Source organism: Polaromonas sp. P1_E12 (assembly GCF_056405975.1).
In genome coordinates, this window is the sequence record NZ_JBFUBB010000002.1 from 74,478 (window position 1) to 92,518 (window position 18,041).

15 protein-coding genes are annotated in these 18,041 nt (G+C 62.3%); 5 read left to right on the forward strand and 10 right to left on the reverse strand.

Annotated features, from left to right (window positions below):
- The first annotated feature begins 6 nt into the window (after positions 1 to 6).
- A complete protein-coding gene (locus AC1D13_RS06120) occupies positions 7 to 369 on the forward strand; it encodes a 6-pyruvoyl trahydropterin synthase family protein (protein WP_477689434.1) in 363 nt (120 codons plus the stop codon).
- Positions 370 to 457: 88 nt separating this feature from the next.
- Positions 458 to 1,750, forward strand: coding sequence for a guanine deaminase (gene guaD, locus AC1D13_RS06125; protein WP_477689177.1), 1,293 nt, complete (start codon positions 458 to 460; stop codon positions 1,748 to 1,750).
- On the opposite strand, the gene AC1D13_RS06130 is transcribed toward guaD, so the two are convergent.
- The 8 genes from AC1D13_RS06130 to urtA all read right to left on the reverse strand — a co-directional run bounded on the left by AC1D13_RS06130 (position 1,747) and on the right by urtA (position 9,356).
- Positions 1,747 to 2,433, reverse strand: coding sequence for a hypothetical protein (locus AC1D13_RS06130; protein ID WP_457279862.1), 687 nt, complete (start codon positions 2,431 to 2,433; stop codon positions 1,747 to 1,749). The genes guaD and AC1D13_RS06130 overlap by 4 nt on opposite strands.
- 256 nt (positions 2,434 to 2,689) lie before the next feature.
- Positions 2,690 to 3,031, reverse strand: a complete 342-nt coding sequence (locus AC1D13_RS06135) for a zinc ribbon domain-containing protein (protein WP_477689178.1) — start codon at positions 3,029 to 3,031, stop codon at positions 2,690 to 2,692.
- 18 nt (positions 3,032 to 3,049) lie between these two features.
- Entirely contained in the window at positions 3,050 to 4,279 is a 1,230-nt protein-coding gene (gene fmdA / locus AC1D13_RS06140) for a formamidase (protein ID WP_457279864.1), read from the reverse strand.
- Between the two features lie 43 nt (positions 4,280 to 4,322).
- On the reverse strand, positions 4,323 to 5,012 hold the full coding sequence (urtE, locus tag AC1D13_RS06145) for an urea ABC transporter ATP-binding subunit UrtE (RefSeq protein WP_457279865.1): 690 nt from the start codon (positions 5,010 to 5,012) through the stop codon (positions 4,323 to 4,325).
- Between the two features lie 25 nt (positions 5,013 to 5,037).
- On the reverse strand, positions 5,038 to 5,781 hold the full coding sequence (gene urtD / locus AC1D13_RS06150) for an urea ABC transporter ATP-binding protein UrtD (RefSeq protein ID WP_457280956.1): 744 nt from the start codon (positions 5,779 to 5,781) through the stop codon (positions 5,038 to 5,040).
- A 33-nt stretch (positions 5,782 to 5,814) separates the two neighbouring features.
- Entirely contained in the window at positions 5,815 to 7,002 is a 1,188-nt protein-coding gene (gene urtC / locus AC1D13_RS06155) for an urea ABC transporter permease subunit UrtC (protein ID WP_477665510.1), read from the reverse strand.
- Positions 7,003 to 7,047: 45 nt separating this feature from the next.
- Positions 7,048 to 7,962 carry an urea ABC transporter permease subunit UrtB gene (gene urtB, locus AC1D13_RS06160; RefSeq protein WP_457279867.1) on the reverse strand — a complete coding sequence of 305 codons (915 nt, stop codon included), beginning with the start codon at positions 7,960 to 7,962 and terminating at the stop codon, positions 7,048 to 7,050.
- A 131-nt stretch (positions 7,963 to 8,093) separates the two neighbouring features.
- Complete coding sequence (gene urtA / locus AC1D13_RS06165; RefSeq protein ID WP_457279868.1) at positions 8,094 to 9,356, reverse strand: urea ABC transporter substrate-binding protein; 1,263 nt, start codon at positions 9,354 to 9,356, stop codon at positions 8,094 to 8,096.
- Between the two features lie 232 nt (positions 9,357 to 9,588).
- Here urtA and AC1D13_RS06170 point away from each other — a divergent pair, with 232 nt between their 5' ends.
- Positions 9,589 to 12,963, forward strand: coding sequence for a hybrid sensor histidine kinase/response regulator (locus tag AC1D13_RS06170; RefSeq protein ID WP_457279869.1), 3,375 nt, complete (start codon positions 9,589 to 9,591; stop codon positions 12,961 to 12,963).
- Positions 12,956 to 13,849, forward strand: a complete 894-nt coding sequence (locus tag AC1D13_RS06175; RefSeq protein WP_457279870.1) for a response regulator — start codon at positions 12,956 to 12,958, stop codon at positions 13,847 to 13,849. Before AC1D13_RS06170 ends, AC1D13_RS06175 begins: the two co-directional genes overlap by 8 nt.
- Positions 13,850 to 13,896: 47 nt before the next feature.
- Here the strand turns inward: AC1D13_RS06175 and AC1D13_RS06180 are convergent, their stop codons facing one another.
- Positions 13,897 to 16,113, reverse strand: a complete 2,217-nt coding sequence (locus tag AC1D13_RS06180; RefSeq protein WP_477689179.1) for a PAS domain-containing protein — start codon at positions 16,111 to 16,113, stop codon at positions 13,897 to 13,899.
- A 296-nt stretch (positions 16,114 to 16,409) separates the two neighbouring features.
- Between AC1D13_RS06180 and dcd the strand changes: the two genes are divergently transcribed.
- A complete protein-coding gene (gene dcd, locus AC1D13_RS06185; protein ID WP_457279872.1) occupies positions 16,410 to 16,982 on the forward strand; it encodes a dCTP deaminase in 573 nt (190 codons plus the stop codon).
- A 72-nt stretch (positions 16,983 to 17,054) separates the two neighbouring features.
- On the opposite strand, the gene AC1D13_RS06190 is transcribed toward dcd, so the two are convergent.
- Positions 17,055 to 17,951, reverse strand: coding sequence for an alpha/beta hydrolase (locus AC1D13_RS06190; RefSeq protein WP_477689180.1), 897 nt, complete (start codon positions 17,949 to 17,951; stop codon positions 17,055 to 17,057).
- Positions 17,952 to 18,041: the final 90 nt, after the last annotated feature.

Consider the following 18,041-nt stretch of genomic DNA (forward strand, 5'->3'; position numbering starts at 1 on the left):
GAACCCATGCGCTGCGAGATCAGCCAGACTTTCTACTTTGACGCGGCGCACACCCTGAAGCGCGTCATCGAGGCCGACAGCAGCAAGCGCGTGCATGGCCATACCTACAACGCCGAGGTTTTTGTCGCTGGCGAGCCCGACGCGGTCACCGGCATGGTGATGGACCTGGGACTGGTGCGGCGCGAGATCGAGGTGCTGCGCGAGGAACTGGACCACCACCTGCTCGACGACGTGAAAGATCTGGGCCCGCCCACGCTGGAAAACCTGTGCCAGTTCATCTTCCGCAAGCTGGACGCACGCCTGCCGGGCTTGACTTCGGTACGGGTCTGGCGCGCCTCGCTGGGCGACGGCTGCCGTGTGAGCCGCTGAACCCGGCTGTCCGGCTGGCAACAAGCCCAATAGGCCTTATCGGGTTTTGAATATTCAGCCCGCCGGTGACTGGGTTAATCTTGCAGCCATGAAAGCCTATCGCGCCGCCCTCCTGTACTTTGCCGCGCCTGCGCAGGCCGTTTATGAGGCTGATGGCCTGCTGGTGACCGGGCCCGATGCCGAAGGCCGCCAGGTGGTGCAAGCCGTCGGCAGCTACCACGCGCTGGTTTCCGGGTTTGCCGAGGTGCCCACCGAACACCTGCCGGGCCGCCTCATCGCGCCGGGTTTTGTCGACATGCACGTTCACTATCCGCAGCTGGACGTGATCGGCTCGCCTGCCGAAGGGCTGCTGCCCTGGCTTGAAAACTATACTTTTCCAGAAGAAAAACGCTTCGCAAGCAAGGACCACTGTGCGCAAGCAGCTACGTTTTTCATAGCAGAACTGCTTCGCAACGGGGTCACCACGGCACTGGCCTTCGCGACCTCGCATGTGGAATCCGTCAACGCGCTGTTCGCCGAGGCACAGAAAAACCAGCTGCGCCTCATGACCGGAAAATGCCTGATGGACCAGAATGCCCCGGACGGCGTGCGCGACGAAACGGTGCAAAGCTTGCAGGACACCGAAGCGCTGATCCAGCGCTGGCATGGCGTAGACCGGCTGGGCTACGCCATCACGCCGCGTTTTGTGCCCAGCTGCAGCGAAGCACAGCTGCGCGGTGCCGGCGAGCTGGCCGCGAAATACCCGGACGTGTGGATCCAGTCGCACGTGGCGGAGAACAAGGACGAGATCGCCTGGGTGCGCCAGCTCTATCCGAAGGCGCGCAGCTACCTCAGCGTCTATGAACAGTTCGGACTGCTGCGCCCGCGCGCCGTATATGCGCATTGCATCCACATCGACGACGAAGACCGCGCCCTGATGCGCGGCACCGGCACGGCGGCAGCCGTGAGCCCGACCAGCAACCTGTTTCTGGGCAGCGGTTTTTTTGACTACGAGGGTGCAGACCGCATCGGTTTCCCCTATGGCCTGGCCAGCGACGTGGGTGGCGGCACCTCGTTCAGCCCTTTCCACACCATGCTGGCGGCCTACTACGTGGGAAGAGAGGGGCAGACCAAAACCGGCCTGTCGCTCAAGCCGCAGCACCTGTGGTGGCAGCACACGGCGGGTGCGGCGCGTGCACTGGGCCTGGAAGGCGTTGTCGGTAACCTGCAGCCCGGTTGCGAAGCCGATTTTGTCGTGCTCAACCTGCAGGCCACGCCGCTGCTGGCGCGCAAGACGGCGCAAGCCGCCAGCCTGGACGAGCTGTTGTTCGCACTGATTGTGCTGGGTGACGACCGGGTGATTGCAAAGGCCGTGATTTCCCAGGCGGGCGGCGCAGCCTAGCAGCCGGCCCGGTCGCGTTCGGCTTCCGCGTCGCGCCGGCGCTGGTTCAGGCTTTCCATGGCAGCCACACTGCCGCCGCTGCGCTGGCTCTTCTGGATGCCCTCAATTTTGGTGTTGATGCTGCTGCAACGCCTCTTTTGCGATTCGGCGGATCGCAGCGCGGAGGCATCGCCGCCCTGCGCAGCCTCGACGGCCCTGGATTCCATGGCCTGAGGCCGCGCAGGCGCGACGCCTGGCGCCGGACTGCCGGGCAGTTTTCCCACGGCGGCCAGCGCCGCCGCAACCTCCTGGGCATGTTTCTTGGCCGCGATGCAGTCGGCTTCGATGCTGGCACGAACTTCCGGTGCGGTGCCGCGTTTGCCGTAGACCTCGGTGATCAGGGTTTTCTCTTCTTCCGAATAGGCGGCGGCCCTGAGTTTTTCCGCCTGCGCTCCCGCTTCGCGAGACCAGACAATTTTCTGGGAGTCGATGCCGCGTTGCCGGCACTGTGTGTCCGTGCCCGCGCTGGCGACGGGTCGGGGGGCATTGTCGAAATTGCGCACTTCAGTGCCCGGTTGCACCGTGTCGCAGGGGCGGTCCTGGTAGACGTTGCCGCAGCGATGCATCTTCTGCGCCTGTGCCCCGGCGCCAAGCAGCATCAGCACGGTCCCTGCGGCGATCCCCATCCAAGTTTTGCAGTTCATTGCCGCTCCCCCTGTTGTGTAGTGATGTGCCATTTAAGCACACCGCCAGAGGGTGTCCACGGCCCGCTTTGGCCAGGATTTCGGGTTTTCGGGACTGTGGGCAGGCAGACTTTTAGAAGAGGAGCATCACACAGGGTTATGGGAAAAGAACGCAATCAGCATCAAAAAAACGACAAATGGATACGCCGCGCCGACGGTGACCTTGCCGCTTGAAATATCGCCGTGAATCATGTCGTGCTCCTTGTGAAGGGTGTCCTCAGTGGCTGATCATCCAGGGGCGTTTGCTCGGAAAAGCTTTATTGCCATTGGGCGCGGTGAGCGTGGCTCCGCGCTTGCCGCTGGAGCAGCAGCCGCATCCGGCCGGATGCTTGAGCCGCGCGTAGTCGCCCGAGCGCTTGGGCTCATGCCGCGCGCGCTCGTTGGTGTCCATCGCGCGCCGCGCGCCGTCTTCCATCAACGCCAGCGAGGGCGGGACGGACAGAATGCGTGCGGCGGGGCCGCCGCAGGCCGGGCAGGCCGCCGCCTGGTTGCGCATGGAGACCGAGCGCAGCGCGTCGAAGCTGCCGCACTGTGGGCAGTCGTAGTCGTAGGTGGGCATGGTGCTTCCCCTGGGGTCTTAACGCAGGTCGGGCGACAGCGGCATGCTGATCTTGCCGTCGATGTGCTTGACCGGTCCCGACGCGTTCGGGTTGATGTCGAAGTCGAAGATGCCGGTCGGGAGCCACAGCGTGGCGCAGGAATTCGGCACGTCAACCACCCCGCTGATGTGGCCCTGCACCGGTGCCGTACCCAGGATGGAATACGCCTGCGCGCCCGAGTAGCCGAACTTCTTCAGGTATTCGATGGCGTTAAGGCAGGCCTGGCGGTAGGCGACGTTCACGTCCAGGTAGTACTGCTTGCCGGCCTCGTCGACCGAGATGCCTTCAAAGATCAAATAGTCGTCGTAGCGCGGCGTGATCACGCTGGGCTTGAAGATAGGGTTCTTGATGCCGTACTTGGCCATTCCGCCCTTGATCAGAGTGACCTTCATGTGCACCCAGCCGGCCATCTCGATGGCGCCGCAGAAGGTGATCTCGCCGTCGCCCTGGCTGAAGTGCAGGTCGCCCACAGACAGGCCCGCGCCGTCGACGTAGACCGGGAAGTAGACCTTGGAACCGCGCGACAAATCCTTGATGTCGCAGTTGCCGCCGTGCTCGCGCGGCGGCACGGTGCGCGCGCCCTCGGCCGCGGCCTTGTCGCGCGCCGCGCCCGTCATCTTGCCCATGTGGGCGGTGCCAGCCGAAGGCGGGTTGGCGAGACCCGTGCGCGTCGGCTCGCTGTCGATCAGCGCCTGTTCGCGCGTGTTCCACATCTCCAGCATGGCTTTGTCGGGCAGGCAGCCTATCAGGCCGGGGTGGATCAGCCCGGCGAAGTTCACGCCCGGCACGTGGCGCGAACTCGTGAACATGCCCTTGAAGTCCCAGATCGATTTCTGCGCTTCGGGGAAATGGTCGGTCAGGAAGCCGCCGCCGTTCTTCTTGCTGAAGAAACCATTAAAACCCCAGAGGCTGTCCTGCTTGGCGCCTATGTCCAGCAGGTCGACCACCAGCAGGTCACCGGGTTCCGCGCCCTTGACCCCGACCGGGCCTGACAGGTAATGCACCGTGGAAAGGTCGATGTCGCGCACATCGTCGGCGCTGTCGTTGTTCTTGATGAAGCCGCCGGTCCAGTCGAAGGTCTCCAGGATGAAATCATCGCCCGGGTTGACCCAGCAGGCCATGGGGATGTCCGGGTGCCAGCGGTTGTGGATGTTCTCGTTGAGGGTGGGCGACTTCGTCAGGTCAACCTTGATCAGCGTGTCGGTCATGCCATATCTCCTGGTGATGATGAATAAAGGAAGGAAAGGAAAATCAGACGGAAAGAAACTGCTTGATGCGCGCCGTGTCGGTGCCGGCGCGTGTGCTCTCGTGCACCAGCTGTCCGCCCTCGATGACGAAGAGCCGGTCGGCCACGTCCATCGCGAAGCTCAGCACCTGCTCCGACACCACAATCGTGATTTCGCGCATCTTGCGGATCTCGTTGAGCGCACGCGCGATGTCCTTGATGATGGAAGGCTGTATGCCCTCGGTCGGCTCATCGAGTAGCAGCACCTTGGGGTTGGTCACCAGCGCGCGGGCAATCGCCAGCTGCTGCTGCTGGCCGCCCGAGAGGTTGCCGCCCTTGCGGCCGCGCATGTCGAAGAGCACCGGGAACAGCGCGTAGATCTCGTCCGGGATCTGCTTGTGTTTGGCGTTCTCCAGGCCCGTCAGAATGTTTTCCTGCACCGTCAGCGTCGGGAAGATCATGCGGCCTTGCGGCACGTAGGCCACGCCCTTTGCGACGCGCTGATAGCTTTCGTCTTTCGAGATGTCCAGGCCGTCGACTTCAATCGTTCCGGACTTGAGCGGCAGGATGCCGATCAGCGACTTGAACAGCGTGGTCTTGCCCATGCCGTTGCGGCCCATGATGGCCACGGTTTCGTTTTTCTTAGCGGAGAAGGTGATGCCGTGCAGCGCCTCGCTCTGGCCGTAGCTGACGTGAAGGTTGTTGACGTTGAGCATGGTGGTTCCCTTGATGCTTTGGTGCTTAGTGGCCCAGGTACACGTCGATCACGCGGGGATCAGCCTGTACTTTTTCCATCGACCCTTCGGCCAGAATCTTTCCCTGGTGCATGACGGTCACCTTGTCGGCGATGCGCTTGACGAACTCCATGTCGTGCTCGATGACGATCATGGCGCGGCCCTTGCAGATGCGCTTGAGCAGCTCGGCCGTGAGCTCGCGCTCACGCACGCTCATGCCGGCGATCGGCTCGTCCAGCATCAACAGCTCAGGGTCCTGCATCAGCAGCATGCCGATCTCCAGCCACTGCTTTTGCCCGTGCGAGAGCAGGCCGGCTTCGGTATCCACCTGTCCGTCCAGTCCGATCTCGGCCGCCACGGCCTGCACGCGGGCCTTGACTTCCTCGCTGCGTTTGAAGAACAGCGCACCGAACACACCGCGTCCGCGCGGGAAAGACACTTCCAGGTTCTGGAACACGCTCAGGTTTTCGTAGATGGACGGTGTCTGGAACTTGCGGCCTATGCCGGAGCGCACGATCTGGTATTCGGGCAGTTTCGTCATCTCGGCGTTCTTGAACTTGATGCGACCGTGGCTGGCGCGGGTCTTGCCGCAGATCAGGTCCAGCAGCGTGGTCTTGCCTGCGCCGTTGGGGCCGATGATCACGCGCAGCTCGTTCTGGTCGACGTAGAGGTTCAGGCTGTCGATGGCCTTGAAGCCGTCGAAAGACACGGTCAGGTCTTCGACCGACAGCACGAAGTCGTTGGGGGTCATGGCAGGAGCGATCATGGTGGCTTCCTTGGGTGTTCAGGTCTGCTGGCCGGTCAAGCCAGCGGGCAGCGGGGGCGTTGCTTGGGCCGCAACCGGCGGGGGCGCCATGGGCGGGGCGGCAGGCGGGGCGACTTTCTCGCGGCGCGTGAAGCGCTTGGTCAGCCAGGGTTTGACGCGCTGCGTGTAGACGCCGGCCAGGCCGTCGGGGAAGGCCAGCACCACGCCCAGGAACATGCCGGCCATCAGGAACAGCCAGAGGTCGGGAAAACTCTCGGAGAAATAGGTTTTGCCGAAGTTCACCAGCAGCGCGCCGTAAACCGCGCCCACCAGCGACATGCGCCCGCCCACGGCGGCGAAGATCACCATCTCGATCGACGGCACGATGCCGACCAGAGAGGGCGACATAAAGCCCACCTGCAGGGTGAACATGGCACCGCCCACCGCCGACAGCATGGCCGCAAAGCAGAAGGCGAAAACCCGGAACATGGCCACGTCGTAGCCCGAAAAGCGCACGCGGTCTTCCTTGTCACGCATGGCCAGCAGCAGTGTGCCCAGTTTGCTCTTCTGGATCCAGGTACACAGCACGATGGCGCCCAGCAGCAGGCCGGCGGTGAGGAAGTAGAGGATGTACTTGGCGCTGTCGGTACGTGTGTCCCAGCCCAGGATGGTCTTGAGGTCGGTCATGCCGTTGACGCCGCCGGTGTAGCCCTGCTGGCCGATGATGAGCACCGTGAGGATCAGCGCCACGGCTTGCGTAATGATGGCGAAGTAGACGCCGCCGACACGCCGCTTGAACATGGCGTAGCCGATGATGAAGGCCAGCAGCGTGGGCACGACCAGGATCAGCAGCAGCGTCAGTGGGAATGACTGGAAAGGCTTCCACCAGATCGGCAGCGCGGTGATCTGGTTCCAGTCCATGAAGTCGGGAATGCCGGGTGTGGACTGGATCTTGGTGGTGATGGGGTCGCTGGCTTCAAGCTTCAAAAACATCGCCATGCCGTAGCCGCCCAGGCCGAAGAACACACCCTGGCCCAGGCTCAGCACGCCGCCGTAGCCCCACAGCATCACCAGGCCCAGCGCGACGAAGGAATAACTGAGGTATTTACCCACGAGGTTGAGGCGGAACAGATCCAGCGCCAGCGGAAAGGCCACCAGCAGCACCAGGGCCAGCAGGGCGACGTTGCCCAGGCCGTTGCGCACTATCCATTGCTTGAGGCTGTTCATGAAAAACTCCGGTTGTCTAGGTTGCCGTGGGAATGGAATGAAAACTCAGCGCCGCACCTTGGAGGCGAACAAGCCCTGCGGGCGCAGCATCAAAATCGTCACGATGGTCATCAGCGTCAGCACCTTGGCCATGGAGCCGGTCATGAAGAACTCGGCGATGGACTGGGTCTGCGCGATGCCGAAGGCCGAGACCACGGTGCCCAGCAGGCTGGCCGCGCCGCCGAAGGTGACGACCAGGAAGGCGTCGACGATGTAAAGCGAGCCGCTGGTCGGGCCGGTGGAGCCAATCGTGGTGAAGGCCGCGCCGGCCACGCCGGCGATGCCGCAGCCGATGGCAAAGGTCAGGCGGTCGGTCTTCTTGGTGTTGATGCCGGTGGCGTTGGCCATCACGCGGTTGGCGACGGTGGCGCGCACACGCAGGCCCCAGCGCGACTTGTGCAGCGCGATCAGCACCCCGCAGGTCACCACCAGCGTGAGCGCCATCACGAACAGGCCGTTGATTGGGATGTCCAGGCCGGGCGCCGGCGCCCAGGAGCCCATGAGCCAGTCGGGCAGGGTGGGGCTGACTTCCTTGGCACCGAAGGTAGTGCGGAAGATCTGCTGCATGCCCAGCGACAGGCCCCAGGTGGCTAGCAGAGTATCGAGCGGGCGTTTGTAGAGGTGGCGTATGAAAGCCCATTCGGCCAGCCAGCCGACGGCGAAGGCGAAGATGAAGGCCGCCGCGATGGCGAAGGGAAAGTAGGCCTGCACGAAACCCGGTGCGTAGGTTTCGGACAGGTGTGAAAACAGGTAGATGGTGTAAGCGCCTATGGTCATGAACTCGCCATGCGCCATGTTGATGACGCCCATCTGGCCGAAGATGATGGCCAGTCCCAGGCCCATGAGCAGCAGCACGGAAAACAGGCTGAGCCCGGCAAAGCCTTGCATCAGGCCGATGTTGAGCATTTCGGAAAGATTCATGGCGGGGCTCCGGTGCGGCGGGTGGGTCGAATGCCAAAAAGGCAAGGTGTCTGTGAGGAAGAAAAGAAGAAGCCCCTGCCGGCTCACCCAGCCATAGGGCGGAGTGAACCGGTAGGAGCCAGCGTCAACGCTTACTGGTAGCCCTTGGGGAAGGGATTGGGTTCGATCAGTGCCGTTGATTCGGCCACCACCTTGAACTGGCCGTCCGGTTGCGCCTGGCCGATGCGGGCCTTGCTCCACAGGTGATGGTTTTCGTGCAGCTTCACGTAACCTTCGGGTGCGGTCTTGAGCTCGATGCCGGTGGAGGCCGCGGCGATCTTGTCCACGTCGAAGCTGCCGGCTTTTTCAACCGTCGCTTTCCACAGCCAAGGGCCGAGGTAGCCGGCCTGTGTCACGTCGCCGATCACCGCATCCTTGCCGTACTTGGCTTTGAAGGCCGTCACAAAAGCCTTGTTGTTGGGGTTGTCCAGCGACTGGAAGTACTTCATCGAAGCGTAGAAGCCCTTCATGTTCTCGCCGCCTATGCCCAGCACCTCGTCTTCGGTGACCGAGATGGTGAGCAGGAACTGCTTGTCTGCCGTCACGCCCGCGGCCTTGAGCTGCTTGTAGAAAGCCACGTTGGAGCCTCCCACCACCGCGATGAAGATGCAGTCGGGCTTGGCGACCTTGATCTTGTTGATCAGCGAGTTGAAGTTGGTGTGGCCCAGCGGGTAGTATTCTTCGCCGACGACCTTGCTGCCGGTGAGGTGGCTTTCAATGTGCTTGCGGCCTATCTTCATCGAGGTGCGCGGCCAGATGTAATCGGATCCGACCAGGAAGAAGGTCTTGGCTTTCTTTTCTTTGGAAGCCCAGTCCAGGCCGTAGAGAATTTGCTGCGTGGCTTCCTGTCCGGTGTAGATCACGTTCTTGCTCTGCTCCAGGCCTTCGTAAAAGGTCGGGTAGTAGAGCATGCCGTTTTCTTTTTCGAAGATGGGCAGCACGGCCTTGCGTGAGGCCGAGGTCCAGCAGCCGAACACGGCGGCGACCTTGTCGTTGACCAGCAGTTTCTTGGATTTTTCGGCGAAGGTCGGCCAGTCGGAGGCGCCGTCTTCCTTGATGACCTTGATCTTGCGGCCCAGCACGCCGCCCATGGCGTTGATCTGGTCGATGGCGAGCTGCTCGGCCTGGATGGAGCCCGTTTCGGAAATCGCCATGGTGCCGGTGGCCGAGTGCAACTGGCCCACGGTCACTTCGGTGTCGGTGACGGCCAGCTTTGTGGTGTTGACCTTGGCTGTGGGAAATTGCTGGGCTTGCGCCCAGCCTGGCAAGCCGGCCAGCGGCAGGGCCGCGGCGACGCCCTGCATGAGGCGGCGGCGGTTGATGAAGGAAGATGGATCGCGATCGTCGTTGGACATGCTGGGCTCCTGCGGTTGGTGAAAAGTGAAAACGTGAAAAGTTGAAGGGGAGAAAACTGACGCAATAAAAAGAGGAAGGCTTACGTTCTGGTCAGGTGAATCATGTTCACAAGGGCTGCGCATCCCTATACGTCAATCAACGTAGCCACCTGTCTTGGTGCGTTGCACCAGATGCGGGCACACTTCTTGCGGAACCTGTTGCAGCCAACCGGCCGTTCGACGGAGATTTCTCTTGACTATCGCCACCCAGAAAATTTTTCGTATTCGACGCGAGTACAACGCGTGGGTGGCCGACGAATCCATCGAGGACTACGCGCTGCGCTACACGCCGCGCGGCTTTCGCAAGTGGTCGGAATGGCGCGTGGGCAACACGGCTTTTGGTGCGGTGTCGTTTCTGGCACTGGAGGCCATAGGCGCGGCCATTGCGCTGAACTACGGCTTTACCAATGCGTTGTGGGCCATCCTGGTGGTGGGGCTGATCACCTTTTTCACCGGCCTGCCCATCAGCTACTACGCGGCGCGTTACGGCGTGGACATGGACCTGCTCACGCGCGGCGCGGGCTTCGGTTACCTGGGCTCCACCATCACATCGCTGATCTACGCGAGCTTCACTTTCATCTTCTTCGCGCTGGAGGCGGCCATCATGGCGCTGGCGCTGCAGATGTACCTCGATATTCCCATTGCCTGGTGTTACGTCATCAGCGCGGTGGTCATCGTGCCCCTGGTGGTGCGCGGCATCACGCTCATCTCGCGCCTACAGATGTGGACACAGCCGCTGTGGGGCGTGCTACTGCTGTTGCCTTACCTGGCCGTGCTGTGGAAGAACCCGCAGGCTTTTTTCGACTTCACCGGCCTGGCCGGGCGCACGTCGGGCAGCAGCGAGTTCGATCCGCTCATGTTTGGTGCTGCCGCCACGGTGGCGTTCTCGCTTGTGGTGCAGATCGGCGAGCAGGTGGACTTTTTGCGTTTCCTGCCCGAAAAGACCCACGTCAACCGCGTGCGCTGGTGGGGCGCGGTGCTGATGGCGGGGCCGGGCTGGATCGTGCTGGGCATGCTGAAAATGCTGGGCGGCGCCTTTTTGGCTTTTCTGGTGCTGCAGCATGAGTTGCCGGCGGCCAGAGCCATGGAGCCGACGCAGATGTACCTGGCAGGTTTTGCGTATGTCTTCAGCAACCCGGCCTGGGTGCTGGCGGCCACCGTGTTGTTTGTGGTGGTGTCGCAGCTCAAGATCAACCTGACCAACGCCTATGCGGGCTCGCTCGCATGGTCCAACTTTTTTGCGCGCCTCACGCACAGCCATCCGGGCCGCGTCGTGTGGCTGGTCTTTAACGTGACTATCGCCTTGCTGCTGATGACGCTGGATGTGTTCTCGGCGCTGGAAAAGGTGCTGGGGCTTTACGGCAACGTGGCCATCGCCTGGGTCGGCGCGCTGGTGGCCGACCTGATGATCAACAAACCGCTGGGCCTGAGTCCCAAGGGCATCGAGTTCAAGCGCGCGCACCTCTACGACATCAACCCGGTAGGCCTGGGCTCCATGCTGCTGGCCGCCACGGCCGGTGTGTTTGCCTACACCGGCGCCATGGGCCCGCAGGCCGAGGCCTTCTCGCCCTTTATCGCGCTGGGCCTGGCGCTGGTGCTGTCGCCGCTGCTGGCCTGGCTCACCGGCGGGCGTTATTACATCGCGCGCAAGCCGCAGGCCATGGGCGCGCCGGGCCAGATGGTGCATTGCCATGTGTGCGAGAACGCCTTTGAGGCCGAGGACATGGCCAGCTGCCCCGCCTACGGTGCGCCCATCTGCTCGCTGTGCTGCACGCTGGAGTCGCGCTGCCACGATCGCTGCAAGACGCGCTCACGCGCGGCCGAGCAGGCCGAACAGTTTTTAAGCACGCTGCTGCCCGGCGCGCTGTCGGGCCGGGTCAACTTTCGCGTCGGCCACTACATGGTGGTGATGCTGTCGCTGTGCGCGCTGCTGGCCACCGTAATGGGCATGGTGTACACGCAGGAAACGGCTTTCCCGCTGTCGGGCGATCTCTCCGGCCTGCTGCGCTCGGCCTTCGTGAAGGTGTTCGCCATGTTGCTGTTGATCGTCGCTGTCTGCAGCTGGTGGGTGGTGCTCGGCAGCGAAAGCCGGCGCATGGCGCAGGACGAGTCGAACCGGCAGAACCAGCTGCTGTCGCGCGAGATCGAGGCGCACCAGCGCACCGACGCGGCGCTGCAGACCGCCAAGGAAGTGGCCGAGTCGGCCAACCAGGCCAAGACGCGCTATGTGGCCGGCATGACGCACGAGCTGCGCACACCGCTCAACAGCATCCTGGGTTATTCGCAGATTTTGCTCAAAAGCGAGGCGCTGGCCAGCACGCCGCGCGAAGCCGTGCAGACCATACAGCGCAGTGGCGAGCACCTGCTGCAACTGGTCGACGGTTTGCTCGACCTGGCGCGCATCGAGGCCGGCCGGTTGCGGCTGGAGCCGATCCCCGTGCCACTGCCCGACTTCCTCGAAGGCCTGGTCAGCATGGTGCGGCCGCAGGCCGAAGCCAAGGGCGTGGATTTTTTCTATACCCACAGCGGCCGTATGCCGGCCTGGGTGCAAGCCGACGCCAAGCGGCTGCGCCAGATCATCATCAACCTGCTGAGCAATGCGGTGATGTTCACCGACACGGGGAGCGTGAAGCTGCATGTGGACTGTCGGCGCGAGGTGATCCGATTCGACGTGGTGGACACCGGTATAGGCATCGCGCCGCAGGACCAGCAGCGCATCTTCCTGCCTTTTGAACGCGGCGCCGCGGGCCGCCGCCGCGGCGAGCCGGGCACAGGCCTGGGCTTGACCATCACCGGGCTGCTGACCGCGCTGATGGGTGGCGACCTGAGCCTGAAGAGCGAGCCTGACAAGGGCAGCACCTTCAGCGTGCGCCTGTACCTGCGCGAGATCGACGATCCCGGCCCACTGGCCGACCCGCCGCACCAGATCGCCGGCTTCTTCGGCAAGCGCAGGACGCTACTGGTGGTGGACGACCAGCCAGTGCAGCGTCAGATGCTGGCCGGCATGCTCACGCCGCTGGGCTTTGATGTGAAAGAGGCGGCCAGCGGGCTGGAATGCATAGACAGCCTCAAGGACGGCGTGCCCGACGCCATCCTGCTGGACATCAGTATGGACGACCTGGATGGCTGGGAAACCGCGCTGCAGATACGCGGCCGGGGTTATGCCGGGGTGCCCATCATCGTGGTGTCGGCCAATGTGTTCGAGAACCAGGCCTCGCGCCTGAAGGCATCGGGTTGCCAGGCCTTTGTCGGCAAGCCGGTGCTCGAATCCGAGTTGATGGACGCGCTGCAGCGCCACCTGGGGCTGGAGTGGGTGACCTCCGTGGTCTCCCCGGCGCCGCTGGCGAGCCCGGCTGGGGAGAGTTCGCTGGGCCTGCCCGAGGAGGCCCGCGCGGGGTTAATACGGCTGGTGAAGCTGGGCCACGTGCACGGCCTGCACCGCCTGCTGGACCGCGTCGCGACCGAAGACCCCACGCTGGCCGCCAGTTGCGCGCGGCTGCGCGGCTTTGTGAGCCGCTGCGAGCTTGAGTTGCTGCTCGATCATTTGACGGAGGGCGTCGATGCTTGAAGCCGCTGAAGAACAACGCCCTGTCGTGCTGGTGGTGGACGACGCCCCCAGCAGCCTGGGCATGCTCTGCGACACGCTGGAAGGCGAGGGCTACACCGTGCTGGTGGCGCGCGACGGCGATTCGGCGCTGCAGCGCCTGGAGCTGGTCGCGCCTGACGCCATCCTGCTGGACGCCGTCATGCCCGGCCTCTCGGGCTTTGACACCTGCCGGCAGATCAAGGCCAACCCCGCCATGGCGCACATCCCGGTGATCTTCATGACAGGCTTGTCGGAGACGCCGCACGTGCTGGAAGGTTTTGCCTGCGGCGGTGTCGACTACGTCGTCAAGCCGCTGCGCGCGCAGGAAGTGGTGGCGCGCCTGCACACCCATACGCGCAATGCGCGCATTACGCGGCTGGCGCGTGAGGCCGTGGACGTGGCCGGCTTCGGCGTGGTGCTGGTCGATGCGCGCGGGCGCATCGCTTGGCGATCGCCCCAAGCGGCCCTGTGGCTGCAAGGCGCCGGAGGCGGTGTGCAGCCGGGGCGGTTGCCCGATGCGGTCCATGCGGCGCTGGAAGGCGACACCGATGAGGTGCTGCTGGCCCTGGCCGGCGTGCAGCTGTCGGTGCGCAACATGGGCCGGGTCGGCATAGGCGAAACCATGCTGTTGCTGGAGCAGCGCGGTGCGAATGTCGCCTCGCCCTCGCGCCTGGCCAATGCCGCGTTGACGCCGCGGGAAACCGAGGTCCTCTCATGGCTGGCCAAGGGCAAGACCAACCGCGACATCGGCGACATCCTGGGCATGAGCCATCGCACGGTGAACAAGCACCTGGAGCACATTTTTGAAAAGCTGGGCGTGGAAACACGGGCAGCAGCCGCGGCACTGGCGACCGGGCATGTTTTTTAAGCCGGCCCAAGCCCTGCCTGGGCGAAAAAAACTTTTTTTTGGCGCGTTCAATGAACCTGCGCGGTTGCGACGGGAATCTCCAGGATGAACGATGCGCCCTGCCCGGGGCCGTCGCTGTGGACTTGCAAGCTACCGCCCATTTCCTGCGCGGCCAGAACGCAGCTGTGCAGACCAAAGCCATGCCCGTTTTTGCGAGTGGTAAAGCCGTGGGAGAAAACGCGCGTCAGGTTCTCCGGTGCAATGCCTTCCCCGTTGTCCGTCACCGTGATGCGCAGCACGGGCCCTTCCAGCAAAACAGCATTGAGCGTAATGAACGGGCGCCTGTCTGTAATCGTGCCAAAAGCCTGCTTGGCGTTGCTGATCAGGTTCACCAGAACCTGCAAAACGCGTTGCCGATCCAGCAAAAGGGTGGGCAACGTTGCGTATTTTTTTTCAACATCCACTTTGTGACGCGTCAGTGCATCCGCATTCATGCGCAGCGCGTCGTCCAGCAACTCATCCACCTTGGCGGATTCGACGACACGCGGGGTGCCTGCGTATGATTGCTGGGTCGCGATGACCTGTTTGATGTGGTCCACACTGCTGCAAAGTGCGTCGAGTTCTTTCGCGATGGATTCATGCTCTGCCTCCAGTGTCCGCGCCAACTCGCGCAGATAGGCGGGTAACAGCTTGCCCTTGCTGTCCCGCGTCAAAAACTCCCCCAAATCTCCGGTATGAGCGTCCATCAAACCCACAGAGCGGGCGAGCCCCTTGAGCTTGGACGTCCGCAACTGGCTGCCAATCAGTTCGGCCGACACGTTGACGCTGTTGAGAACATTCCCCACGTTGTGCAGCACGTTGGTTGCGATCTCTGCCATGCCCGCCAGACGCGCCGTGGTGAGCAGCTGGGCTTGAACCTCTTCAATTTTTCGTTCCGCCTCCTTCAATTCGGACATGTTTTTCGAAGTCCCGAAGGTTCCGATCAGTGTGCCGTTCCTGTCTCTCCAGGGCCCCTTGTTGGTGAGGTACCAGACGACACGCCCATCAGGATGAACGGTTTTTTCGCTCTTTTCGAGGATGGGTTTCCCCGTCCGGATAATCTCTTCTTCGTCGTGGCTAAATTCACTCGCCCTGTCCTGGCCGTAAATGTCTGCATCGGTTTTACCAATCACATACTTTTCAAACTCCTCCACACTGGCCAAATGCGGTGGAAGTGTCTCCTCACCCATGTCCGGATGTGCTGCGCGATAGCGGCTGATCGATAGCCGCAGGAGGTTGTGAACCTCCGAGCGGCTGACTTTTACCAAACGTGATTTCAGATCTTTGAAGAAGATGGAATCTGGTGAGCTCTCCATCAGCGTAGCCAGCAAATCACGGTGATGCGCCAGCGCTGCTTCAGTCTGCTTCAGGGCAGTAATGTCCTTGGAAATACCGAAGGTACCAATGATGGCTCCGGCGTTGTTGCGCAGTGGCATCTTTGTACTCAGCTTCCAGGATTCACCGCGTCCGTCTTTCCAGGTTTCCTTCTCCACTTTGCCGATGATCGGCTGACCTGTGCGCAGGATTTCCTGTTCATCCTCGTAGGCGGGGCGCGCATGCTCTTCGGAAAAAAAATCGTGATCCGTCTTGCCCACCAGCTCCTCCGGTGATGCCCCAAACTGCAGCGCCTGTGCCTTGCTGCATTTGAGAAAGCGGGACTGCGCATCCTTGAAATAAATGTGATCGGGAGCGTTGTCCAGAAGCGTGCGCAACAAATCCTGCTCGTTGATCTGGGAGTCAGCCGCCGCGCTCCCCTTCTCCGTGGCATCCGCCTCTGGGTGCCCGCCTGGATGAGACCCGGCGAGTTGTTGCAAATGCCACTTCTCTGCCAGGGAGTATGCCGATTGGATGACTTCTACGGGATCAAGCGGCGTCTTGAGCACCAGCCACCTGCTATTCATGGCTCCCATGGCTGCGAACAGTGCATCAGAAGAAAAATCCAGTCGCTCCGCGCAAAGCACTATCTGGACTCCCGGATCAAGCGCCCATATTTGAGGTGCTATTTCGAGCGCATTTCCTCCAGCCGTACCAGAAACACCGATAAATGCCACGGTGTAGGGGCGCGAAGCCAGAAGCGACTGTTGTACCAGGGCCAGCGCCTCGCGTGTGTCGCGGGCACCATCCAGTTCGAATTTCCCCTGTGCATTGTCATCTTCAACAAGTATTTTGTGAAAGGCATCGTGAATTCCGAGACTGCCGTCCACGACAAGAATACGGTCCTTGTTCTGGGTAGAACTTGTTTTCATAGTGGGGCGCCTCGCATGAACCGGCTTCAGATAGGGGAAAACGGCACTTCAGCTTGCACCTGTGCCCGTCGTAGGGGCAACGTTACGCGGAATGTGATGTCTTGACCAGCGGCACTTTCCCCGTCCATGCGTCCCTGGCGTTTTATCGGATTGTGGGGCAGCGACAGCCCTCAGCCCCGTGCTTTTGCCAACAGGCCCCTTGGTGAGGAAGGGCTGGCTGTCTCCGGACTGGCGGTCAGTGGGGGTGGCGCTCCAACCCCAACTTACAATCACAGCCACAACAGGAGCCCCATCCCATGAGCATCAAGAGCGATAAATGGATACGCCGCATGTCCGAGCAGCACGGCATGATCGAGCCTTTTGAACCCGGCCAGATCCGCCAGCGGGACGGCCAGAAGATCATCAGCTACGGCACCAGCAGCTACGGCTATGACATCCGCTGCGCGCCTGAGTTCAAGGTTTTCACCAACATCCACAGCACGGTGGTGGATCCGAAGAATTTTGACGAAAAAAGTTTTGTCGACTTCCACGGTGACAGCTGCATCATCCCGCCCAACAGCTTCGCGCTGGCCCGCACCATGGAGTACTTCCGCATCCCGCGCAATGTGCTGACCATCTGCCTGGGCAAAAGCACCTATGCGCGCTGCGGCATCATTGTCAACGTCACGCCGTTTGAGCCCGAATGGGAAGGTTATGTAACGCTGGAGTTCTCCAATACCACGCCGCTGCCCGCCAAGATTTACGCGGGTGAGGGCTGCGCGCAGGTGCTGTTCTTCGAGAGCGACAAGGACGACGTCTGCGAGGTCAGCTACAAGGACCGCGGCGGCAAGTACCAGGGGCAGGTTGGGGTGACCTTGCCGAAGGCGTAACGGACATCTACACGACTGATTTGGACGGACGCCTGCAAAGGGCGTCCGTTTTCGTTTCTGCCCTCTACAGCCTCAGGGTTTGGCGACCTGGGGGCGGCTGGCAAAGCCGCTCATGTATTTGATGGCGTCGCCAATGGTGTCGCGCCACACCGGCCATTCATGGTCGCCGTCGACGACGCGGTACTCCACCAGCTTGGGCTGGTATTCAAACAATTTCTGGAACAGGCCGGCCGAGTGGTAGGCAATGGAAAAGGTGTCGTGGTCGCCGCTGTTGATGTACAGGGGTACCACGATTTTTTTGCTTTTGTAGGCTTCCCAGCTGGCGGTGTAGTTCAGGCGGTCCCACGAGGCCTGGTCAAATTTGCCGCCTGCCTGAAACGGCGCCACCTGCATGGCCGAAGAGTGGCCCGGGGGTGTCGGTGAATAGATCGCCGGGCTCAACGCCGCGGCGGAAACAAACAGCTCGGGGTACTTGAAAACGGCGTTCACCGTGCCGAAACCGCCGGCGGACAGCCCTGCGATCATGCGGCCTTCACGCGCGGTGATGGTCCTGAAGTTGGTGTCGATGTGCGGGATGAGCTCCTTGATGAGCGCGGTCTCGGCCTTGTCCTTGTTGCCGTCCACCCACCAGGTGGAGCCGCCGCCCGGCATCACGATGATGGCCGGCTGGACGCGGCCTTCCCTGACCAGCGTGTCCATGGTCGCCTGCACCTGGCCTTTGACCGGCCAGTCATTGTGGTCGCCGCCGTTGCCGTGCAGCAGAAACAGCACCGGGTAGCGCAGCCGGCCGTTCTCATAGTCGTCCGGCAGGTAAATGGTGTAGCGGTAGTCTGCGCTCAAGGCCTTTGAGTTGAAGGACCTGACGGTGACCTCGCTGGCAAACGACAGCGGTGCGCCAGCCGCAACAAGTGCCAGTAAAACCCAGCCCAGCAGTTTGCGAATCGACTTGAACCCCATGCCTGTCTCCATCTTGAGCTCCTTGTTGTGTGAGGGCAAGTATCCGGTAAATCCCGGACGCATGAAAGCGCTCTCACGCAGCGGCTCAACGGATGCCCCGGG